Origin of the sequence: Polynucleobacter sp. SHI8, from assembly GCF_027944005.1 — a bacterium.
GTDB lineage: Bacteria > Pseudomonadota > Gammaproteobacteria > Burkholderiales > Burkholderiaceae > Polynucleobacter.
The window spans coordinates 1,821,574-1,843,926 of sequence record NZ_AP027204.1; the positions used below are offsets into that span (position 1 = coordinate 1,821,574).

The following is a 22,353-nucleotide window of genomic DNA, read 5'->3' on the forward strand; positions in this document are numbered from 1 at the left end:
GCCTTTGAAAAACGAGGTCATAGACCTCGTTTGATTTCTTCTAAGTTGGGAAAGTCTTTTATTGCTTCTTAGAAGCCATCCAATCAGCAGCTTTCACACCATCGGGTGGCATTACCTGATCAGGAGTAAAACGTTTTTGGTCGACTAGTTGAATTTGGCCATTGACGTGCTTTACGCGTCCATAGACCATTTCCGCAGTTGCTTGATGACCATTGCTCAAGTTGAATTTATGCACACCACCTGGGCCTTCATATGTCATACCACGCATTGCATCTGCAATCTGATCTGAACTTGGCTTATTACCACCATTTGCAGCCAAAGCTTTTTCAAAAGCCAATTTAGTGGCCATAATCGTGTGAGCCATTTGATAAGCCGCTAAATTTGGCGGTGCGTTATAACGATCGATAACGTTTGAACGATACCAATCATTTAAAGCAGATTTCGGAGCATAAACACCGTAAGGTCCTCGCGCTCCAATAATTGTTCCCTCAGGAATCTTTGTGCCCAATCTGAACATGGATACTTCACCACCAGTGAGAATCACAGAAGATTGTTTAAATAAGCCACGTGGACCAGCTTGGAGAATAAATGCCTCCATATCGCCACCCCAAATACTTGAGTGAATCACATCGGATTTACTTTCTAACAAGGAAGAAATTTCAGCACTGTACTGTCCTGCAAACAACTTAGGCATTTGTGAAGTTTTTTCTTGTAACTGCGGCAATACCATCTTCACAGCACCTTGAAAATCTGACCAAGAGTCTTGTCCAAAGGCGTAATTTTGATTTAAGCCTGAGTATGTTTTTGCGGTAGGTTTGATTGCTTTAATATATAAAGCTGCTCCAACGCTATCAGCGGTAGCATGATTGACCGCACGGAAAACATATTTTTTCGGGCTTTCCTCAAAAAGACGTGGTGAACCACAGTCATACATTAATGTGAGAGTTTTTAATTCTTCAGCAATCGGCGCTACTGCTAAGCAATTACCACTCGATACATAACCAATCACAATATCCACTTTATCGCGTTGTACTAAGTTGCGATATTCAGTCACTACGTTCGTTGGAGAGCCAGCTTCATCAATCACGACAAGCTTGACAGGCATACCACCAAAACCTTTGACGTTGTATGGCGCAGGTGCTTTAGCATTATTAAATGCATCAGCCAACATCTCAGCAGTGTTTCTAGCAGGCACACCAAATGGTGCAGCGCCAGGACCAGACAAGAAGGAGACGATACCAATTTTCACTTCGGCAGGTGCGGCAGGAGCCGCAGGTGCTTGCGCTTGGGCTACACCCATCATTGACCCGATTACAATACTAGCTATAAGCTTCTTACTCAAATTCATGTTGTCTCCAATTTATAAATATCAAACTATTTAATTATTATTTTATTTATGCACAATTTTTTTTGTACATTTAGTAGTTTACGTCTTCAATAGTTTACGTCAACAATTTGTTATCTAGTGATTACCCTTAGTCGAAGCAAAGTTATAACATCTAAAAGAATAAAAATCGAAAAGCTTAAGCGATCACTTTTCGTAAGCGCAATTCTTCAATACGTTTTTCATCCAAATATTCAGAAAGCACTTCTTGCGTATGCTCTCCCAAACGTGGGGGTGGATAACGAACTGCGGTTGGTGTTTGATGCATTTTTAGAGGAGTACCGAGGGTTTTTAATTCACCAATACTAGGATGCTGATGCTTGAGAATCATTTGTCTAGCTAAAGTATGTTCCGTAGCAAGGGCCTCTGCAACCGTATTAACAGGTCCGACTGGTATTCCATTTTTGCGCAGTAATGGGATTAATTCTGAAGAGTGTATTTTTTTCAGTTCCAACCCGACCATCGTATCCACTTCTTCACGATTACCTATGCGCGCAGTATTAGTTTGATATTTTTCATTACTTGCCCACTCTGGATGACCTAAAATTTCCGCTAATTTAGCAAATTGGCCATCATTGCCAATTGCCAGTGCAATTAACTTATCCGCCGCATTAAAAGTTGTATAAGGAACAATTGTCGGATGACCATTACCAAAACGGCGTGCATCTTTACCGGTTGCTAAATGGCTTGAACCCACATTAGCTAATAAGGCAATCGAAGTGTCATATAAAGCGACTTCCACATGCTGACCGAGTCCGGTCCGATACCTTGCTAACAGAGCACCTTGAATGACGTTCGCAGCCATCATGCCAGTCGCAATATCAACGATCGCAACGCCATATTTACTGGGAACACCCTGCTCTTCACCACAAATACTCATCAAACCAGATTCAGCCTGCAATATAAAATCATATCCTGGTAATTGAGAAAGTGGTCCTTGCGTACCGTAACCGGTAATTGAACAACGCACCACTCTTGGGGCGTTTTTCTCAAACCATGCTTGATTAAATCCCCATTTTTCTAAAGTACCATTTTTAAAATTTTCTAGTACAACATCAAAATGAGGAATTAAAGTTGCAAGTAAGTCTTTTCCTTCTGGTTGGGAAAAGTCGATGGTAATTCCTCTTTTATTGCGATTACATCCCAAATAATAAGAAGATTCCCCTTCCAAAAATGGAGGACCCCATGCCCGAGTATCGTCACCGGACTTAGGGGATTCCACTTTAACAACCTCGGCGCCCATATCACCCAGAAGCATTCCACACCATGGACCAGCGAGAACGCGACTGAGATCAAGGACCTTAAAGCCGGTTAGAGCACCTTCCGAAGATTGACTTACTTCAGACATCTTAGAGATCACGCATGTCAGGTGGGGCATTCAAATTCTTATGAAAGCCATCCATATAATCCGCCAGAGCTGCTTTATTTTGCAGGCGGAATTTTTGGAAGTCTGGCTTACGATCTTCGAGGAACGCATTCATACCTTCTAAGCACTCTTCTGATCCCCAAACATAAGCTAACAATTCCATACCATGCTGCCATGATGCATACATTTGATCTGATTCGAAATTCAAACTCTTCTTTGTCATACGAATCGTTTGTGAACTATGACTCTTAATACTTTCACACCATGCAAGCGTCTCTTCCATGAGTTTTGCTTCAGGCACACATTTATTGATCAAACCAATTTTCTCAGCTTCTTTAGCATCAAAGCGCTTAGCCAAGAAAATCATTTCACGAGCAATACGTTCGCCAACAATTCTTGGTAAGTATTGAGTTGCTCCAACAGTTGGACATGCTCCTACTTTTGCACCTGTTTGACCTAACATAGATTTTTCAGAAGCAATCACTAAATCACACCATAAGGCGAGTTCATGACCACCACCGACGCACCAACCATTTACCATCGCAATCACAGGAATCGCAACACCACGAATGGCCATTGCAAGACCTAACATACGATCATTCCACATAGAACCGTTTGTGAATGTTAATCTCTTCATAGCGTAGAAGTCACCACCAGCTGAGAAGGCTTTATCTCCAGCGCCTTTAAACACGATACAGGCAATCGATGGGTCTTCACGAGTCAATTTAACGGCATCAATCATTTCGTCGAGTGTTTGCTCTCTGAATGCATTTAGGACGCGCGGACGATTAATCGTAATCCAAGCAACTTGATCTTTTACTTCAAAAATGATGTCTTTATAATTTTTTTGATTTTCCATAACAACTCCAATTAAATGATTTTAAATACTACCGAAACTACAACTTCAAAGTGACACACAACAAACTTCAATCATACACAAATTAATCTGGTTCAATTTGCAAGACGTCAAATGCTCCTTTAAGCCGGGCATTGTATTTACGACGCATTTCTTTCATTTCTTCATCGCTCCAGGTTCTAAAACCCTCTTTCGATTTCATGCCATATTTACCGTTGGCAATCAAATTCGCAATGACCGGTTGCAAACCAGTTACATTATATAAAGATGGCCAAATTTCAACGGAAGCTCCAGCCATACCTTCCCAACCACTGATCTCTTTTTGTGTCATCGGCCCAACCGCAGCATAGCGAAAACCAAAGCTATAACGCACCGCCGTATCAACGTCATCAGGCGTAGCAATACCAGCATCAACCAGTGATAAAGCCTCACGCATGAGCGCATGTTGAATACGATTAGCTAAAAAACCTGGGATATCTTTTCTGACCAACACCGGTTTTTTACCAGCGGCACGATACAACTCACAAACCTCTTCCCCCATCCTTGGGTCTGATTTTTCACCAAGCACAACTTCGACTAACGGCACAATGTGTGCTGGCATAAAGTAATGTGCATTGAACATGCGATTAGCGGTAGGTAAGTTTTCGGCAATTTTTGATATCGGAAATCCTGAACTATTGCTGCCAATTGGAATATGTGCAGGTACTCGTTGATCTAACTGGGCAAATAAGGCTTGCTTGAGAGCCATATCTTCTTTAATAGTTTCTAATACCCAAATCACGTCGGTCCAATCACTCCAATCATCAATTGATCCGAAAATTAAGGGAGTTTCTTGAGGATTCCAAGAAGGATTCATATCCTTCGTTAGTTGGACTATCTCATCTTCTTGGCTCTTGGCGCGATCTACATTTCGACCTAACAAAATGACGGCATGAGCACTGGCCAAAAAACCGGCGGCAATTCCGACAGCCATAATTCCTGTGCCCAATATGACAACTTTTTTCATCGGTCTCCTCCAACTCCAAAACCAACTTGTTCGTACAAGTAGTTTATGTATACTTTTAATTAATTGAATTTATTTAATTGTAACCAATAAATTACTTGATAATTTCAATATTATTATAAAGTGATTATTTTTTATTAAACCTGTTCGTACAAGTTAGGAGCCATACTCGTGTTTAATCCCTTTCAACAAGTAGAATTAATTAAAGCTGAACCATTCATGTCCATGCCAGCAAAGTTTCGTAATCCAAAACGAACTTCTTGGGCAGATCCAAACCGCCAAGGCGCTGAAATTGAGTGTTTTTTAGAAGGTCCGTCCTTTGACCGTGAAGGTAATTTATGGTTTGTAGATATTCCCTATGGCCGTATTTTTAGAATCTCAACTAAAGGTGAGTGGGAACTCATCACGCAATATGACGGATGGCCAAACGGCTTAAAGTTTCATAAAGACGGTAGAGCATTTATTTGCGATTACAAAATGGGACTCCTGAGCCTAGATACAAAAACTGGCAAAATCGAAACGATTTTAGGCTCTATGTACAGCGAATCATTTAAGGGCTTAAATGACCTCCACTTTGCAGCGAATGGCGACCTATACTTCACTGACCAGGGCCAAACTGGAATTGCTGATCCTACAGGTCGTGTGTTTCGTTTACGCGCAAATGGTCAATTAGACCGTTTAGCTCTCAATGTTCCAAGTCCTAACGGTATTACATTATCAACTACCGATAAGCATTGTTATGTGGCAGTAACTCGCTCACAACAAATTTGGCGCTTACCCATCATGGCTGATGGTTCAGTTTCCAAAACAGGTGTTGCGATTCAGTTATCTGGTGGTGCTGCTGGTCCTGACGGCATAGAAATGGATTCAGAAAATGGTCTACTCGTTTGCCACCTTGGTGTTGGTGTTTGGCGCTTTGATAGCAATATGTTGCCAACTCATTTGATTTACTCTGAAAATAAACACCACCACCATCTTGCCAATATTTGTACTGGCGGTGATGGCAGAGATCTTTACATCACTGAATCAATGTCCGGTGATATTCTTAAAGCACGTTTACCAGTTGCTGGTAAAAAGATGTTTGGTCTTAGCTGACATGCTACAAGCAGTAACTAAAAGAGTGGTTTTGTATCGGCAGGTTGCAGAGCAACTTGTCGATCAAATCCAATCTGGCGTTTGGTCTGTTGGGGATAACCTCCCCTCTGAAAACCAATTAGCTGCTAATTTTAAAGTCAGTCGCCAAACGGTTAGACAAGCGTTACAGTTTTTACACGAAAATGGTTATATCTATCGCCATCAAGGGGCTGCAACAAAAGTAATTTCAACCTCACAACCCAGAAAATTTAGTCAAAGTTTTAACTCTCTAGGAGAGATTTTGAATTACCCACGCAACACCTACCGAGAAAGCCATATCGAAGAGTATGTGGAATGTGATCAAGATTTACAAAAAATCTTACAAGCTCCTATTGGTTCCGCTTGGTATCATATTGGAGCAATTAGACTAGAAGAAGAGACTCATATTAAATTGGCTTGGACGGATATTTATATATTGCAAAAATTTGCTAAGTTAACTCAAATGAAAGATCATTCACGCGAAATGGTTTACTCCCAAATCGAAAAACATTTTGGCGTAAGTATTGCCCATGCCGATGTGGAGATTTCTTCCTCAAAACTAGCCAAAAAACATGCTGAGTTATTGGGCGTTCAAACGGGATCACCTTCTTTAGTGGTTTTAAGAAGGTACTTTGATCAAGAAGGCAATCCATTTGAAATCTCTATGACTCATCATCCTGAAAATCGTTATACCTTCAAAATGAATCTGCGTAGTTCCCATCAAATCAACTAATCAACCGAAAGAAACCAATATGTCTATTATTAAATCAGTCCATGTTGCCAATGTCAGCATACCTTTAGATAAAGTCACTTCTTTTTCAACTCGCACTGTCTCCGAACGTCACTACTGTTTAGTTAAAGTAACGAACACGGATGGTATTGAGGGTATTGGCTTTTGCTACGTTGGTAGCAAAGCAGGTGAAATTGCAAAGATTGCTGTAGAACAATTATTAGCACCAAAAATTATTGGCCAAGAAAGTCATCGTAGTGAAGGTCTTTGGCAAGAAATGTACTCTGAGTCAATTTTACAAGGGCGCTCTGGCTCAGTCATGCGTGGTATCTCGATCTTAGATACGGCTATTTGGGATTTAAATGCTCGCTCTGTTGGCTTACCTTTGCACCAATACTTAGGTGCCGTAGTTCTCGACCGCGTGCCTGCATACGCAAGTGGTGGATATTATGTAGATGGCAAGACACCTGCCCTTTTGGCAAAAGAGATGGAATCTTATGTTGCTATGGGTTTTAAAGCAGTCAAAATGAAAACTGGCCGTCTTTCTCCTCGCGAAGAAGAAGAACGTTTGGCTGCAGTAAGAGATGCGGTTGGTGATGACATTATTGTGACAATGGACGCTAATAATGCTTGGCGCGATCTGCCAACTGCTATGGAATATATTCAACGATTTGAACAGTACAACCCGTATTGGATTGAGGAGCCGTTTTCGCCAGATGCGATTGACTTACATGCACGCCTTGCCAGTAGAACGACGATTACAGTTGCCACTGGTGAGATTGAGGTGGGTCGCTGGCGTCATCGTGAGCTTGTAGAAGCTGGCGGCTGTGAAATTTTGCAAACGGATGCGGCCGTTTGTGGTGGCATTAGTGAGTGGCGCCGTATTGCAGCATTTGCTGACTCTAAAGGCGTTACCGTCAGCCCACATTGGTTCCATGATTTACATGCACCTCTTGTTGCGGCAACGCCAAATGCCCGTTTTGTTGAGTTCTTCACCGATGATCAAGTTCTCAATTTCCGTCGCTTGATTGATAAACAATTAAGCTTTGAAAAAGGTGACTTGATGTTGCATCAAACACCGGGTCTTGGCTTTAATTTTGATGAAGCGGCAGTGAAAAAATATGCGACTGGAAGCCAAGTATGGACACAAATTATTTAAGTGCTGAAGAAGTACAAAATTTTATCTCCAAGGTCTTTATTGGCCTTGGTATGCCAACTCAAGATGCGACCTTATGTGCAGACTTAATGGTTCGTACAGATTTATCTGGTGCTGATGGGCATGGCGTATTTCGCTTGTTGCAATACGCTCGCCGCATAAAGTCTGGGGGCATTAACCTAAATCCGGAAATGAGACTTTTGCAGGACGCTCCTTCTATCGGGCTACTTCATGGTGATAATGCCATGGGCCATTTGGTGATGCATCGCTGTGCTGAAATGGCAATTGCTAAAGCCAAAGTAACTGGTATAGGCTGGATGGGTTGTTGTTATGGCAATCATGCCGGTGCGGGATCAACCTATGCCAATCTCGTATCAGAGGCAGGTCTCGTTGGTATTTATATGGCAGTAGGAAGTGCCAATCATATGGCCCCATGGGGTGGTGTTGATCCTCTACTGTCGACTAATCCCATTGCCATCTCTGTTCCAACGAGCAATCAACAAGGTCCTGTTGTTTTAGACATGGCCACAACTGTTGCCGCATACGGTAAAGTAAAAATGAAGGCACAAGCAGGTGAACCAATGCCTGTTGGCTGGATGATTGATAAACAAGGCAATCCCTTAACTGATCCAAACCGATCGTCTGAAGGGACGCTTTTACCAATTGGTGATTACAAAGGCTATGGCTTGTCTCTAATGATTGCTCTTTTAGCTGGCTCAATGAATGGTGCGGCCGTTGGCTCACAACTTGTCGACTTCAATGATGATGAAACTGCGGTAACCAATACAGGTCAAACTATTATTGCGGTCAATCCAGAATTTTTAGCGGGTTTCCAAAATATGACACAATCTGCGGATCAACTGATTGGTGAAATTAAATCATCCAAACCATTACCCAATGTTTCAAAGATTCGAGTTCCTGGTGATGGAGCGGCGCAGGCTAAGCAAAAAAGAAAGGTAGAGGGGATTCCGATTCCGGCAGGGTTACTCAAAAACCTGCATACTTGTGCAGAACTTGCAGGTATCGAACCTATTCAAATGAATTAAGGAGAATGAACGTGAAGAAGTTTTCATTAAAGCAACTACCCACCAAATTACTTTTTGCTGGATTGAGTATCTTCTTCACCTCTCCTGTCTTTGCTCAGTCAAATGCAGATTACCCCAATAAGCCCATCCGTTTAATTATTGGATTTGCAGCAGGTGGTGGCTCAGATACCGCTGCAAGGTTAATTGCCCCGAAGTTCAGCGAATATATTGGACAGTCCGTCATTATTGAAAATAAACCAGGTGCAGGCGGTAATCTGGCGAGTGATTACATCGTCAAAGCCCCTGCTGATGGCTACAACATTTTATTAACAACCATTGGCTCTTTAGCCATTAATCCTCACATGCCTGAAGGAACAAGCTTTGATCCTTTAAAAGACTTCAGCATGATTACTCAGGGTGTTACTTTTTCTAATATTTTGGTTGTCAAAGCTGATTCGCCAATTAAAAATCTGAAAGATTTTGTAAATGCCGGCAAAGATAAAAAAGGATTTGTGACTTTTGGCTCTTCTGGTAATGGGAGTACGGGTCACCTTGCAGGTGAACTTCTTAAAATTCGCTCTGGCATGAATGCTCAACACATTAATTACAAAGGTGGTGGGCCTGCTATGAATGATTTACTGGGGGGCAATATTACAGCGATTTTTGCAAGTACGCCAACCGCAATTCCGTTTATTGAAGCCGGAAAATTAAGAGCGCTCGGTGTAACCGGCTCCAAACGTGCACTAGCTTTGCCAAATGTGCCCACCATTGCAGAACAAGGCTATCCTGGATACCAAGCTGATAACTGGTACGCATTTGTTGGTCCCGCCAAAATGCCGGCAGAGGTAGTCAATAAACTCAATATTGCTCTTACAAAGGCGATGCGTGATCCAGATACGCTTGATCGCTTACATCGTGTTGGACTAGAAGGCTCACCCAACTCACCAACAGAACTGTACACTTACGTCAAATCTGAATATGAAGTTTGGGGAAAAATCATTAAAAAAATACCATGGGAAAAATAATGGGATACACCATCAGTGAAAAAATTCTGGCTAAACGAGCAAAGAAAGATTCTGTAAAAGCCGGCGAAGTCGTTGTCTGTGATGTTGACTTTGCGATGGTTACCGATACACGAGCATCAAACACCATCAAAATGATGAGTAAATTAGATAAAGATGCTCTTAAGTTTACGCAAAATACGGCTTTAGTTTTAGATCATTACTCTCCTCCTCCAAACCTGGAGGCTGCTGAGATTCATCAAAAAATGCGCAACTTTTCTGAGCAGGCAAATACGCACTTATATGACATCGGTGATGGTATTTGCCACCAAGTATTGCCAGAGGGGGGACATCTCACGAGTGGTGATTTAATTGTAGGTACGGATACCCACTCAGTGACTTATGGCGCATTTAACGCTTTTGGAACTGGTATCGAAGGTAGTGATGTTGCCACGGTAATGGCAAGTGGCAAACTATGGTTTCGGGTTCCTGAATCTGTTCAGATTCATCTCAATGGCGAACTTCAACCTGGGGTATGGGCAAAAGATATTACCTTATATCTTTTAGGAAAATATAAAGCTGAAGGTTTGAACTACAAGGCAATTGAATACATTGGTTCAGCAGTTAGCAAAATGGATATTGATGACCGTATGACCTTGTGTAATCATGCGGCTGAACTTGGTGCTAAAGCAGCGATTTTAGAAGCTGATCAAAAAACCATTGACTGGTTATCTGCTCACGGCGCTAAAACTCCTGCCCCAGTCTACGCCGATCACGATGCGATCTATGCGTTTAAGGATCAACTCAATGTGTCTACTCTTGCGCCTCAAGTAGCTAGAAAGCACAATGTCGATGATGTGGTAGGAACAGACCAAATTGATCGTCAAGCGATTCAATTTGCTCTAATAGGTACCTGCACCAATGGTCGACTCGATGATATTCGGCAAGCAGCGCACATCTTAAAAGGTAAGAAATTGGCGAAGGGGGTGCGTATGATTGTTACTCCGGCTTCTCGTCAAATCTATTTAGCTGCGTTACGTGAAGGTCTGATTGAAATCCTAACCTCTGCGGGTGCATCTTTTGAAGCAGCTGGTTGTGGAACTTGTGTTGGCATTACCAATCATCTAGTTCCAGGTAATCAAGAAACAGTTATTTCAAGTGCAAATCGTAATTTTAAGGGCCGACTCTCCAATGATGAAGCAGACATTTGGTTAGGGTCTGCAGCAACGGTTGCGGCTTCTGCCCTCACTGGCTTTATTACTGACCCAAGAACTGTCGCCGGTGGCTCGTGGAGAAATGCATGAGTAATATGTTAATCGAAGGAAAAACCTTCTTGCTAGGCGAAGAGGTCAATACAGACATCAATTGCTCAAGTAAATATCTTCCCGGCAAAGATAGTGAATATGTAAGTACTGTTGCTTTTGAGAAATTAGAGCCTGGCTTTGCTCAAGGCGTGATTGCAAATGGCGGCGGAATTTTAGTCGCTGGTAAAAACTTTGGTATCAACTCTTCTAGAGAGCAAGCGATTCATGTTCTACATTTGATGAAGGTCAAATGTATTTTGGCACCATCTTTTGGTCGACAATTTTTTCGTAATGCCATCAATAATGGTCTGCCAATTATTGAATGTGATACTGCACAAATTCAAGCAGGGGAAAACTTACAAGTTGACTTACAACTCGGTAAGGTCATTTCGAATTCCTATGAAATCAACTTTACTCCCCTGCCTCAAGAAATTTTAAAAATTATTCAAATGGGCGGTTTACTGAATTTCATTACGAAACATCCTGATTGGAATTTTGCCGCATGAATCTAAGCCCTGCACATAAACGAGAAAAACTACGCCAGTTAATCAATGGTAAGGATGTAGTCGTTGCCCCAGGAATTTATGATGCCTTTGGCGCAAAGCTTGTTACGAATGCTGGATTTTCGGCGGTATACCTCACCGGTAATGGCGTTTCGGCATCTCTCTTAGGTCATCCAGATATTGGACAAGTCGATCTCACGTTAATTGCTGATCATGCAAGACGTATCGCTGCCTGCACCCATTTACCGTTAATCTGCGATGCGGATACCGGCTATGGCGGGCTTTTTAATATTCAACGAACTGTTCAGGAATTTGAGGCGGCTGGAGTTAGCGCGATTCATATTGAAGATCAACGCTTCCCTAAGCGGTGTGCACAATTTGAAGGTGCGCGAACAGTATTGGATTTCAAAGAAGCCATTAATCAAATTAAAGCTGCTACCTTAAGTCGTGTGGATGATAGCTTGATGATTATTGCAAGAACAGATTGTGCAGCAAGTTTAGGCTTAGATCATGCCATTGAACGAGCAAGAGCTTTTATTGATGAAGGTGCTGATGCCGTCTTTGTTGAATTAAAACCGAGTCCGAATGCGATTGAGATGATTCGACGGATTAAAGATGAAGTGAAGTCGACCTGTATGTTTAATGTGGATGTAGGCGGTGCTGTTTCTGAATTACAGGCCTCACAAATGAAATCTTTGGGAATCGATATTGCGATTCATCCAAGTCTGGGCCGAGGAGTTTTTGGTTATGCCATGCAACAAGCGTTAACTAAATTAAAGTCTTCTGGCAACATTGCTGGACTTCGTGAAAGCATGCTAACTGGCGCACAATACAATGCTGCGCTAGGTCTTGCTGATTTTGAAGAGTGGGAAAAAAAGTTTTTTGATTAATTACTTTTTCTTTAAAGTTGCTAAATGGGGATATTTTTCAGTCAGCAATGAACCGCTATAGTACGTAGGCTGAAAAGCTTCATGTGTCTGAATATTTTTTAACCAAGTTGCTATCTGTGGCATATCTTGCCATGCATCATCCATATTGATATCTGCCATACGAACAATCACTGGCATCACGGCGATATCCGCAAGGCTTATCTCTTTGCCCATTAACCAAGGACCGCCTGATTCTGTAATCCACTCATTCATACGCACAACAGCACGTTGTAATTTATCTGTTGCAGTATCCATATCCTTTTGCGGGAAACCGGTTCGTCCCATTGCCATCAGAAATTCTTTTCTTAGGGGTTTGGATTCGCACAACGTAAGAAACTCTTCTTCCGACATCTTTTGGAAATGCGGTAAAAATGCCAAGTTATAGGAAGGCACTCGGATCGCTGGGGTTGGTATTTCATCGATGTAGCGCATCATCCAACGCATCTTTGCTCTTTCTACTGGATCTGTAGGAGTAAAGCAAATAGGATCAGGCCTTACTTCATCCAAATACTCCATGATGACGGCAGAATCTAAAACTGTTCTTCCTTGATGAATCAATGCGGGCACAACTGCATTTGGATTAATTGCTTTATATTCAGGCTTTAATTGATCACCAGAAAATAAATCCAACAAATGTTGCTCAAATGGAATTTTTTTGGCATTGAGAACAAAGCGTACGCGCTGACTGCATGTTGATTGTGGGGCATTGTAAAGAACAAAATCACTCATAAAGTACCTTTAAACGTGTCATATTGATATTAGCATTATTTGGGTATCCACAATACTTAATTGCTGCACCATAAATTAATACAGCAAAAAAAATCACTCCCAAGGTTGCTGAGTCATTCTCAGTTATCTTGATTAAAGAATAACTATTATTCTGAATAATCTTCTTTATTTCTATTTTTTTCCACTCATTCGTCCTGAATTGGCCATAGCATTTTCCCAAAATGGGTCTAAATCCCAATTTTCCGGGAAACCCATGTGTGCTCTTGAAACTGATGGGTAGCGATCAAGAAGATTGATCAATCTTGATGCCCAACAATTATCAGGAGTTATGATTCTAAGCATCGATTCAATAACTACTATTTGTAAATAAAGTCTTCTTTGAGGATTGATAAATTGGGTATAAGTTCTACTTTTAACAGGAATAGACGATGGAAAGGATGGCCATTTTTTTGGAGGTCGCTTGGGAAGTTCAGGACAACTCCCAAACTCACGATTCCAGACCCTAGCATGATGAGCACATAAATTTCGAAGATCAGACAAGCTTCGGAACCAGGATTTTAAAAGGGTGTATTTAAATTGAAAATGAGATTCAATTTGTTGTGAATCTATAGGATTTTTCAAATTTGAAAAAAGAGTAGAAACTTCCTTGAAAGTTAATAACTCTACAACCATCCAAATTGGTGGTTGCTCAGGGGCTTGTTTATATTTATTACGATAATGGTTTAAAAAGGTTTCAACCTCCCGCCTTTTTGAATCATCTGCTAATTTTTCTAACAACCATGAGTGGTCGTAACGGGTATCAAATAGGGTTGAATCCAGATAGCCGTGAGGGCCATAGCGCATACCTAAAGTATTAGTTATTTGAGCTCTTAGGGAAACTTCTATTCTTTCAATCGCATCAAGTAGTAAAAGTCTTAGCTCTCGATCAAATATATAAAGACTTAAAACATCCTCAAACCTAGTACCACTTTTAAATAAATGGTCTTCGAGATCTGGTACATAAAAAGGTCTAGTATATGCAGAAAGACGAAAGTAACTGATATTATTTAAACAAAATGAAGCTCTAGCATCATCAGTAATAATTAAACTGCGATCTTTTAATTTTTGGATATGATCAGCAATGCTGAGTGCGGGTTTGTCGAATTGAGTCATATTTAAAAAAAACCCGCCAAAGTGTGCATCGCAGAGAGGCATGGCGGGTGTGTTACTAATCATTATACACATCTTAGAATTGCTTTTTTGAATAAAGGCTTTTTTACAACAACTCCTAATCTTAGATATGCGCTTTTAGACAGCATTCCTATCCACTATTTTAAAAAACTTTTAAATAAATAGAATCATCTTATGGGGATATACTGACAAATGTCTTTTACATAGCTTCATGTAATAATTGCTTATGCCAATCAATGACCTATCGCGCGTCCCCCTCAAATGGCCTAATCGCAAATTTAGCCAGACCCATTATGACTCTGGACTAGACTGGCATTTTCAAATCAGTCGGCATGAAAACCCATCAGCAAAAGTCATTGTTCTCATTCATGGTACTGGTTCATCTGCTCATTCTTGGGAAAAAATCCTGCCTGTTTTAGCAAGAGATTACACGGTAATCGCCCCGGATTTACCTGGTCATGGATTTACTGTCGGGGCAAAAAAATCAGGTTTGCATATTGATCAAATTGCCATAAGTTTGTATTCACTCTTCAAATCAATCAATTTGCCACAGATTGATGCAATGATTGGTCATTCTGCAGGAGCAAACTGTGCTTTAGCCTTAAGCCTTATATATAAAGAGCCACCCGCAGTCATTATTGGCCTTAACCCCTCATTTGTTGCACCTCCTAGTATTTACAACTTCTTTGTTGGTCCATTAATTAATCCACTCGTTACTTCCGGCTTTGTTGCCAGCTTTTTAGCGAACACCATTCCGATGACTGGAATGATCGATAAACTGTTGGATTCCACGAATTCGATTCTTACGACTAAGCAACGCGAACCCTATCATCTTTTATTTAAACAGCAAAGCCACATCTATGGCTCCATGAACTTCATGGCTGCCTCAAATATTCCCGAATTACTCCAAAAAAGCGCAAAACTTCAGACAAAATGTACTTTTTTAGTGGCTGCACAAGATCCCTGGGTTCCAGAAAGCTCCCTACTGCCCGTCATCCATCAATGCTATCCAAATGCCGTTATCAGCATTGAGGAAGGGGGGCACTTGTTTCACGAAGAAAACCCCTCTCGCGCACTAAAAGTAATTCAGGAGGCCCTGCAAGCGTTCAACCCGAATCCTTCCCCAGTCAATGCTTAGCACTCTAGAAATTTCCTGCGAGCGCGGTCGTCAACTCCTCTGGAGTGATGTCAATCTCACTGTGGATCTGGGTCAACTCTTATTTGTCAGTGGCGCCAACGGCAGCGGTAAATCTTCCTTGTTACGCATACTGGCAGGATTATCGTCGGCTAACTCTGGTGATGTTTTATGGTGTGGTGAAAAAATTAACGTAGAAACTCAAATGTATCGCTCACAACTTCTCTATATCGGTCATCAACCACCGTTAAAACCAGAGTTAAATGCTGTTGAAAATTTGACTTTTTTAACGCAGCTTCATGGACAAAGTGTGTCCCAGGATCAGATGATTTCAGCTCTTCAATCCTGGGAACTTCAAGGTAAAACTATTTACCTACCATCCAAGCATCTATCGCAAGGACAAAAGCAACGGGTTGCCTTGACGCAGCTTTCTTTACTAGAAAAAGTACTTTGGATTTTAGATGAGCCTTTTAACAGTTTAGATTCCAATGGTTCCAACATACTAAGCAAACAATTAGAATTCCACTTGGCGCAGAATTACATCGCAGTGATCACCAGTCATCTGCATGAAACGGCTGCTCACATCGCCCCTTCTTTGCAACAACGCGAGATCAGAATCGAGTTTTAAGCATGACGCCCATCTCAACCATCAACATCCTTTTGTGTATCTTTAAACGTGATATCACACTTGCGATTCGTCGTGGTTCAGACACATGTGGTGCAATTTTCTTTTTTGCTTTAGTGGTGAGTCTTTTTCCCCTGGCACTTGGCTCTGAAACAAAGCTTTTACAACAAATTGCTCCAGGAATTATTTGGGTTAGCGCTCTATTGGCGGTCATGCTATCTTTAAGTCGTTTGTTTAATGATGATTTTGTGGATGGCGTTCTTGAACAGCTGGCTTTAAGCGCGTGTCCCCTCGAATTAGTAGTCTTTGCAAAAGTTATTGCCCATTGGTGCTATACGGGTTTTGTCTTGCTCTTGTTGTCACCAATTCTGGCGTTGCAATTTAATCTACCGACTCATTCTATTCAAGTTCTTTTTATTGCTTTACTACTTGGCACTCCTACCCTGAGTTTTATTGGCTCTATTGGCGCAGCTCTGACGGTAGGATTAAAAAGCTCTGGGGCACTCATCTCATTGTTAATCCTGCCTTTATTAATACCCGCTCTGATTCTAGGCACCTTAGCTGTAGATGCTGCCGCCATGGAAATGCCTTATTCGGTATACTTACATCTTTTAGTCGCTTACGGTGTTTTATCAAGTTTTTTTGCTCCAGTAGCATGTGCCTCAGCCTTAAGAATCGTGCTTGATTAAATAAAATCTTTTATGCAAACCAAAACTGCCATGACCTCTCAACCGTCCAAATCGATTCATTGGTTTACATTTGCAGCGCCTAGTAAGTTTTACTTTTTAGCCAAAAAATTGATTCCTTTATTTTGGCTATTTTCTATCGTGCTCGGATTGGTTGGTCTTATCCTCGGCTTATTGTTTGCGCCGACAGATGCAGTTCAAGGTGATTCATACCGGATTATTTTTATTCATGTCCCAGCCGCATGGATGTCGATGATTCTTTATCTAGCCATGGCGTTTTGGGGAGCCATGGGGATGATTTTTAATGCCCGTTTAGCCTATCGTATTTCAAATAGTATCGCTATAACTGGCGCCATCATGACTTTTATTGCTTTGTGGACCGGCGCCCTTTGGGGAAAGCCAACGTGGGGAGCTTGGTGGGTATGGGACGCCCGACTGACTTCTGAATTAATTTTATTGTTTTTATATATTGGCTATCTCAGTTTATATAGTGCTATTGATGATGCGCGTAAGGCTGCTAAAGCGGCTTCCCTTCTCGCCATCATTGGCGTTGTCAATGTCCCCATCATTTATTTCTCGGTCAAGTGGTGGAATACTTTACATCAGGGAGCTTCCATTACTGTCACGAAAACTAGTATGGATAGCTCTATGCTTCTCGCGATGTTAATCATGACCTTTGCATTTTGGTCCTATACTTTTGCCACGATTCTGACGCGAGTGAACTATAAAACACTTGATGAAGAATCTCACACTGACTGGGTGCAAAAAGAATTATCTGACATTGGGGGACTCAAATGATTTGGTCTTCTTTTTCTGACTTTATCAATATGAATGGCTATGGCCCTTATGTCTGGGGATCTTTTGTGGTTACCTTCGTCCTTTTTTATGTCGAACAAAGATCCTTAACGCTCTTTCGTAAAAAAATCATTTCCTCCGAGCAATCATGACACCACGCAAGCGACGTACTTATTTCATTTTAGGTGGCTTGATTGCCATCGGCATTGCCACATTTTTTGTTCTCAGAGCTTTTAATGAGAACTTGGTTTTCTTTTATACCCCTACCCAAATTATTGCCAAAGAAGCCCCCGTGAATAAAAATTTTCGGATTGGTGGTATGGTTCTAAGCGATAGTGTCAAACGCGAACCAGGAGGACTACAAGTGTCTTTTGTTGTGACAGATATGGTGAATTCAGTTCCCGTTCAATATAGCGGTATCTTGCCGGATTTATTTAAAGAAGGTAAAGGGGTAGTTGCGCAAGGAAAACTAAATGAGCATGGAACCTTCATCGCTTCACAAGTGTTAGCAAAGCATGATGAAAACTACATGCCGCCGGAAGCCAAAAGTGCTTTAGATGCTGCAAAAACAAACCAAGAAAAACTCTCAAAATCTATTCTCACGGATGGTAAATAATGATTCCTGAAATAGGTCATATTGCTTTAATTACTGCTTTTGTAGTTGCCTTGCTCCAGTGCGTTCTCCCCTTGTGGGGAGCTCATACTCATCAAGTGCGGCTCATGGCCATTGCTAAACCTGCCGCCTTTGCTCATTTTGTCATGATTTTAGTGGCCTTTGCTTGTTTAATTTATGCCTTCATGAATAATGATTTTTCAGTACTCAATGTCGCTGAAAATTCGAATGCCTCCTTACCTATGATCTATCGTATTTGTGCCTCCTGGGGTAGCCATGAAGGGTCAATTTTGTTGTGGGCATTGATGCTGAGTGGTTGGGGTCTTGCTGTTGCTTGTTTTTCGAAAAACTTACCGAGTTTTGTTCTTGCGCGCACACTCGGTGTGATGGGTTTTATTAGTTCAGGAACAATCCTATTTACGATAGCGACTTCCAATCCTTTTTTACGTATATTGCCTCCGGCTCTGAATGGTCGTGATCTCAACCCACTTCTACAAGATCCTGGAATGATTATTCATCCGCCGATGTTGTATATGGGATATGTTGGAACTTCCGTTGTATTTTCTTTAGCGATTGCCGCGCTACTTTCCGGGAAACTTGACTCTTCATGGGCACGCTGGTCTCGCCCATGGATTACAACAGCTTGGTGTTTTCTAACCCTTGGTATTGCTTTAGGGAGTGCCTGGGCTTATTACGAACTTGGATGGGGTGGATGGTGGTTTTGGGACCCGGTTGAAAACGCTTCTTTTATGCCTTGGCTTTTAGGTACGGCCCTGATTCATTCGCTAGCTGTGACTGAAAAACGGGGCGGCTTTAAGATGTGGACTGCTTTGCTTGCGATCCTGACTTTTTCCATGTCATTACTTGGAACTTTTTTAGTCAGATCAGGTGTCATTACTTCCGTGCATGCCTTTGCAACTGATCCAACACGTGGTATTTTTATTCTCATCTTTTTAGCAGTCTTAATCGGTGGTTCACTGACCTTGTTTGCCCTGCGTGCCCCTCGGGCATCTATCGGTGAATCCTTTGATACGGTTTCTAGAGACTCGATGCTGTTAGCCAATAACATTCTATTACTCGTGTCTGCTTTTACTGTGCTTCTCGGCACCCTCTATCCGCTCATATTAGATGCTCTAGGCTTAGGAAAGATCTCCGTAGGTCAACCTTACTTTAACGCGGTATTTATTCCCCTCATGGCACCTGCCCTCTTTTTAATGGGTGTTGGCCCAATCACTAAATGGCGCAGTGCCAAGCCGATTGAGCTCGCTACGCAATTACGTTGGGCTTTGGCAATCACTGTCATCACTTCTGCGGTTGCTGCATTGACGATGCGTTCTTGGACTGCCTTGATTGGTTTTGGCTTGTTCATCGCTATATGGATTGTGACTGCAACGATCAATAACTTAATTGCACGTCTGCGACTTCATCCCCAAGGTTTCTTGACGGGTTTTAAGATTCAACCGCTGAGCTACTACGGTATGGTCATCGCGCATCTTGGTGTTGCTGTCTTTGTCTTTGGTGTCACGATGGTCACTGGCTTTGAAGAAGAAAAAGATTTAAGAATGCAAGCCGGAAGTACGAGCGAACTCGCTGGCTATCAAATTCGTTTTGATGGTGTCAAAGAAGTTTTGGGAAGTAACTATACAGCTGCTCAGGGCCAAATTACGATTAGTAAAGATGGTCAAGTATTAACGGTCATGCAACCAGAAAAAAGAAAGTATTTTTCAAGTGAAATGCTAATGACTGAAGCTGCTATTTACTCCAAAGTAAGTGGTGATATGTACATCTCGATGGCAGAACCTGTGAGTAAGACCGAATGGGGTGTGAAGGTGCAATATAAACCTTTCATCTCATGGATTTGGGCAGGGGCATTTTTAATTGCTTTAGGTGGTTTCTTCGCAATTCTGGATAAAAAATATCGCACTAAGCCTGCAGGCTTGGTTAAGGTGACATCTTGAAACGCTTTCTGCCGCTGATTATTTTTGCTTGCCTGTGCGTATTCTTGGTCATCGGCTTGCAGCTCAACCCGAAAGATGTCCCTTCCCCTTTGATTGGCAAAGTAGCGCCTCAATTTAGCCAACCCATACTAAATCAAACCAGCCAAAATTTTTCTCCCGAACAGATGCGAGGAAAAGTATGGCTCCTCAATGTCTGGGCCTCTTGGTGTGTCTCTTGTCGAGAAGAGCATCCCTTGCTCAACGAATTAGCCAAACAACAAACGATTCCAATTATTGGCCTGAACTATAAAGACCAAGATGATGCTGCGAAAGAATGGCTTTCCAAAATGGGTGACCCTTATCAACTTTCAGTCGTTGATCGGTCAGGAAATATAGGGATTAATTATGGTGTATATGGTGTGCCAGAAACTTTTTTAATTAATAGCCAAGGCATCATCGTTCATAAATTTACAGGGCCCCTGACACCGTCCTTGATCCAAAAAGAACTTTTGCCCATGTTGGCAAAGTTAAACCAATCCTCATTATGAATCGATTTCTGAACACTTTCCAACGCATGACTTTAGGAATACTTTTCAGCTTGTTCCTATGTACTTCCATCTCCATAGCTAATGAAGCAAAGCCTTTGGCTGATAACCCAGAATTAGAGGCTAAAGTTCAAACGATTGCAATTGAACTGCGCTGCTTGGTTTGTCAAAATGAAACAATTGCGGGTTCACATGCAGATCTTGCTGTGGATCTACGAAACCAAATTCGTGATCAATTACAAAGTGGTAAATCGAAAGATGAAATTATTGCATATATGGTTGATCGCTATGGTGACTTTGTTTTATATAAACCTCCAGTAAAAAGTAATACCCTCGTTTTATGGTTTGGGCCATTTGTGATTCTCTTAATTGGTCTTTGGGCTTTACTTCGTCATATTCGTCAAGATCGAGTTGTAGTCAAATTAGATTCAGGAAATCCTGATGATGTTTTAAAGGCAAGAGCTTTATTGTCGTCTGTAGAAAAGGATACGAAATGACTTTGTTTATTGTCTTAGCAGTTCTGATCATGGGTATTGCTATCCTGATTCTCCTTCTGCCTTTTTTACGCACACCTTCCATATCCACGGTGGATCAATCCCAAAGTAATCTTGTCATTCTGCAAGAAAGTTTAGCCAACCTAGAAAAAGAGTTTCAGGAAGATCTTCTAACTGCAGAGCAATATGCTTTTCAAAAATCTGAGATTGAAATGCGCACGGTTGAGGAGGTAGTCAATGTCAAAGATACAAAAAGCCCAGCACAAAAACATGCTAGATGGTTATCTTACGGATTGATTGCTGGTATCCCTCTTGCGGTTGTGGGTCTTTATTTTATATTGGGTAATCCTGCCGCTATTTTTGTTGAAAAAGATCCTCAAGCAAAACAAATTGAGGAAATGGTCAGTCAGTTGGAGCGTAAGTTAAAAGCCGAGCCTACTAACGTGGATGGTTGGATGTTTCTGGGCCGGTCCTATGCGGCGATGAATCGTTTACCTGAAGCTAAAATGGCTTACCAAAAAGCCATTGCGCTTGATCCAAAAAATGACTACCTGTTAGCGGATCTTGCAGATCTCACCGCATTCCAAAATAAAAGTATCAATGCTGAAGCTCTTGGCTATTTAGATCAGGCTCTAACCATCAATCCTAAAAATGCAAAAGCACTTGCCCTGCGTGGGTCTGCTGCATTTGATCAAAAGAATTTTGCCGCTGCGATAAAAGACTGGAAGCTAGCTATTACAGCCTTAGAACCAAAAGATCAAGAATTTATTAATGGTCTGCAAAATAGTATTCAAGAAGCGCAATCTTTAATGAAAGCCCCTGCAAAAACTTCAACTAACAAAGCGGTACTTGCTCAAGTTTCTGGAAAAGTCTCTTTCAGTCCGCAGTTCCTCGCTAAAATAGAACCTACTGATACGGTGTTTATTTATGCCCGCGCTTCAAGTGGTCCTCGTATGCCACTGGCTATTTTGCGTTTCTCAGCAAAAGAACTGCCAAAGAGTTTTGAACTCAATGATAGCCTTGCCATGTCGCCGCAAATGGCTTTGTCAAAATTTAATGAATTCACGATTGTTGGCAGAATTTCGAAAAGTGGCAATGCTATAGCGCAACCCGGTGATCTGATTGGTGAAATCGAACACGTGCCATTGGGAACAAAAAATATATCATTGGTGATTAACAAGGTCCAACCTTAGTCTGCCCCCAAGAATTGAACTGTTTGTAAAAGAGTTATAAACTATCCCTACAATATTCATA

Annotated in this window: 24 protein-coding genes; 18 read left to right on the forward strand and 6 right to left on the reverse strand. The window is 41.6% G+C overall.

The genetic code is table 11. From position 1 onward, the window contains the following. Positions 1 to 58: 58 nt before the first annotated feature. The 4 genes from QMN06_RS09145 to QMN06_RS09160 all read right to left on the reverse strand — a co-directional run bounded on the left by QMN06_RS09145 (position 59) and on the right by QMN06_RS09160 (position 4,612). Complete coding sequence (locus QMN06_RS09145; protein ID WP_281969814.1) at positions 59 to 1,348, reverse strand: ABC transporter substrate-binding protein; 1,290 nt, start codon at positions 1,346 to 1,348, stop codon at positions 59 to 61. Between the two features lie 175 nt (positions 1,349 to 1,523). Then, a complete protein-coding gene (locus tag QMN06_RS09150; protein WP_281969815.1) occupies positions 1,524 to 2,762 on the reverse strand; it encodes a CoA transferase in 1,239 nt (412 codons plus the stop codon). Continuing rightward, a complete protein-coding gene (locus QMN06_RS09155) occupies positions 2,734 to 3,609 on the reverse strand; it encodes an enoyl-CoA hydratase-related protein (RefSeq protein WP_281969816.1) in 876 nt (291 codons plus the stop codon). Before QMN06_RS09155 ends, QMN06_RS09150 begins: the two co-directional genes overlap by 29 nt. A gap of 82 nt (positions 3,610 to 3,691) precedes the next feature. After that, positions 3,692 to 4,612, reverse strand: coding sequence for a 3-hydroxyacyl-CoA dehydrogenase NAD-binding domain-containing protein (locus QMN06_RS09160; protein WP_281969817.1), 921 nt, complete (start codon positions 4,610 to 4,612; stop codon positions 3,692 to 3,694). Between the two features lie 168 nt (positions 4,613 to 4,780). On the opposite strand from QMN06_RS09160, the gene QMN06_RS09165 reads away from it, so the two are divergent. The 8 genes from QMN06_RS09165 to QMN06_RS09200 are packed head-to-tail and all read left to right on the forward strand — an operon-like array spanning position 4,781 to position 12,331. Next, positions 4,781 to 5,704 carry an SMP-30/gluconolactonase/LRE family protein gene (locus QMN06_RS09165; RefSeq protein WP_348649138.1) on the forward strand — a complete coding sequence of 308 codons (924 nt, stop codon included), beginning with the start codon at positions 4,781 to 4,783 and terminating at the stop codon, positions 5,702 to 5,704. A 1-nt stretch (position 5,705) separates the two neighbouring features. Further along, complete coding sequence (locus tag QMN06_RS09170; protein ID WP_281969818.1) at positions 5,706 to 6,455, forward strand: GntR family transcriptional regulator; 750 nt, start codon at positions 5,706 to 5,708, stop codon at positions 6,453 to 6,455. A gap of 19 nt (positions 6,456 to 6,474) precedes the next feature. Continuing rightward, positions 6,475 to 7,611, forward strand: a complete 1,137-nt coding sequence (locus QMN06_RS09175) for a mandelate racemase/muconate lactonizing enzyme family protein (protein WP_281969819.1) — start codon at positions 6,475 to 6,477, stop codon at positions 7,609 to 7,611. Further along, a complete protein-coding gene (locus QMN06_RS09180) occupies positions 7,593 to 8,654 on the forward strand; it encodes an Ldh family oxidoreductase (protein ID WP_281969820.1) in 1,062 nt (353 codons plus the stop codon). Before QMN06_RS09175 ends, QMN06_RS09180 begins: the two co-directional genes overlap by 19 nt. An 11-nt stretch (positions 8,655 to 8,665) precedes the next feature. Next, complete coding sequence (locus tag QMN06_RS09185; protein WP_281969821.1) at positions 8,666 to 9,658, forward strand: tripartite tricarboxylate transporter substrate binding protein; 993 nt, start codon at positions 8,666 to 8,668, stop codon at positions 9,656 to 9,658. After that, positions 9,646 to 10,938: an aconitase/3-isopropylmalate dehydratase large subunit family protein gene (locus QMN06_RS09190; RefSeq protein ID WP_281969822.1), complete on the forward strand. Its 1,293-nt coding sequence runs from the start codon at positions 9,646 to 9,648 to the stop codon at positions 10,936 to 10,938. The genes QMN06_RS09185 and QMN06_RS09190 overlap by 13 nt, the downstream gene beginning before the upstream one ends. Beyond that, positions 10,935 to 11,444 (forward strand): 3-isopropylmalate dehydratase, encoded by a 510-nt coding sequence (locus QMN06_RS09195; RefSeq protein WP_281969823.1) that lies wholly within the window; start codon positions 10,935 to 10,937, stop codon positions 11,442 to 11,444. The genes QMN06_RS09190 and QMN06_RS09195 overlap by 4 nt, the downstream gene beginning before the upstream one ends. After that, a complete protein-coding gene (locus QMN06_RS09200; RefSeq protein ID WP_281969824.1) occupies positions 11,441 to 12,331 on the forward strand; it encodes an oxaloacetate decarboxylase in 891 nt (296 codons plus the stop codon). Before QMN06_RS09195 ends, QMN06_RS09200 begins: the two co-directional genes overlap by 4 nt. Here QMN06_RS09200 and QMN06_RS09205 read toward each other — a convergent pair whose 3' ends face one another. Beyond that, positions 12,332 to 13,099 (reverse strand): glutathione S-transferase family protein, encoded by a 768-nt coding sequence (locus QMN06_RS09205; RefSeq protein ID WP_281969825.1) that lies wholly within the window; start codon positions 13,097 to 13,099, stop codon positions 12,332 to 12,334. Between the two features lie 171 nt (positions 13,100 to 13,270). Beyond that, positions 13,271 to 14,314: an Abi family protein gene (locus tag QMN06_RS09210; RefSeq protein ID WP_281969826.1), complete on the reverse strand. Its 1,044-nt coding sequence runs from the start codon at positions 14,312 to 14,314 to the stop codon at positions 13,271 to 13,273. Positions 14,315 to 14,495: 181 nt separating this feature from the next. Here QMN06_RS09210 and QMN06_RS09215 point away from each other — a divergent pair, with 181 nt between their 5' ends. From QMN06_RS09215 to ccmI, 10 genes are read left to right on the forward strand one after another with little or no spacing between them, the layout of a single operon-like run. Continuing rightward, the gene (locus tag QMN06_RS09215; RefSeq protein ID WP_281969827.1) at positions 14,496 to 15,407 is read left to right on the forward strand and encodes an alpha/beta fold hydrolase; all 912 of its coding nucleotides are present in this window, start codon (positions 14,496 to 14,498) and stop codon (positions 15,405 to 15,407) included. Next, complete coding sequence (ccmA, locus tag QMN06_RS09220; protein ID WP_281969828.1) at positions 15,400 to 16,032, forward strand: cytochrome c biogenesis heme-transporting ATPase CcmA; 633 nt, start codon at positions 15,400 to 15,402, stop codon at positions 16,030 to 16,032. The genes QMN06_RS09215 and ccmA overlap by 8 nt, the downstream gene beginning before the upstream one ends. Positions 16,033 to 16,034: 2 nt before the next feature. After that, positions 16,035 to 16,718 carry a heme exporter protein CcmB gene (gene ccmB, locus QMN06_RS09225; RefSeq protein WP_281969829.1) on the forward strand — a complete coding sequence of 228 codons (684 nt, stop codon included), beginning with the start codon at positions 16,035 to 16,037 and terminating at the stop codon, positions 16,716 to 16,718. Between the two features lie 12 nt (positions 16,719 to 16,730). Next, the gene (gene ccmC, locus QMN06_RS09230; protein ID WP_281969830.1) at positions 16,731 to 17,513 is read left to right on the forward strand and encodes a heme ABC transporter permease CcmC; all 783 of its coding nucleotides are present in this window, start codon (positions 16,731 to 16,733) and stop codon (positions 17,511 to 17,513) included. Then, complete coding sequence (gene ccmD, locus QMN06_RS09235; RefSeq protein ID WP_281969831.1) at positions 17,510 to 17,662, forward strand: heme exporter protein CcmD; 153 nt, start codon at positions 17,510 to 17,512, stop codon at positions 17,660 to 17,662. The genes ccmC and ccmD overlap by 4 nt, the downstream gene beginning before the upstream one ends. Beyond that, positions 17,659 to 18,126: a cytochrome c maturation protein CcmE gene (gene ccmE, locus QMN06_RS09240; protein ID WP_281969832.1), complete on the forward strand. Its 468-nt coding sequence runs from the start codon at positions 17,659 to 17,661 to the stop codon at positions 18,124 to 18,126. The genes ccmD and ccmE overlap by 4 nt, the downstream gene beginning before the upstream one ends. Continuing rightward, positions 18,126 to 20,081, forward strand: coding sequence for a heme lyase CcmF/NrfE family subunit (locus QMN06_RS09245; RefSeq protein WP_281969833.1), 1,956 nt, complete (start codon positions 18,126 to 18,128; stop codon positions 20,079 to 20,081). Before ccmE ends, QMN06_RS09245 begins: the two co-directional genes overlap by 1 nt. Continuing rightward, the gene (locus QMN06_RS09250) at positions 20,078 to 20,608 is read left to right on the forward strand and encodes a DsbE family thiol:disulfide interchange protein (protein ID WP_281969834.1); all 531 of its coding nucleotides are present in this window, start codon (positions 20,078 to 20,080) and stop codon (positions 20,606 to 20,608) included. Before QMN06_RS09245 ends, QMN06_RS09250 begins: the two co-directional genes overlap by 4 nt. Next, positions 20,605 to 21,102 carry a cytochrome c-type biogenesis protein gene (locus QMN06_RS09255; protein ID WP_281969835.1) on the forward strand — a complete coding sequence of 166 codons (498 nt, stop codon included), beginning with the start codon at positions 20,605 to 20,607 and terminating at the stop codon, positions 21,100 to 21,102. Before QMN06_RS09250 ends, QMN06_RS09255 begins: the two co-directional genes overlap by 4 nt. Next, positions 21,099 to 22,292 carry a c-type cytochrome biogenesis protein CcmI gene (ccmI, locus tag QMN06_RS09260; protein WP_281969836.1) on the forward strand — a complete coding sequence of 398 codons (1,194 nt, stop codon included), beginning with the start codon at positions 21,099 to 21,101 and terminating at the stop codon, positions 22,290 to 22,292. The genes QMN06_RS09255 and ccmI overlap by 4 nt, the downstream gene beginning before the upstream one ends. The last annotated feature ends 61 nt before the right edge of the window (positions 22,293 to 22,353 follow it).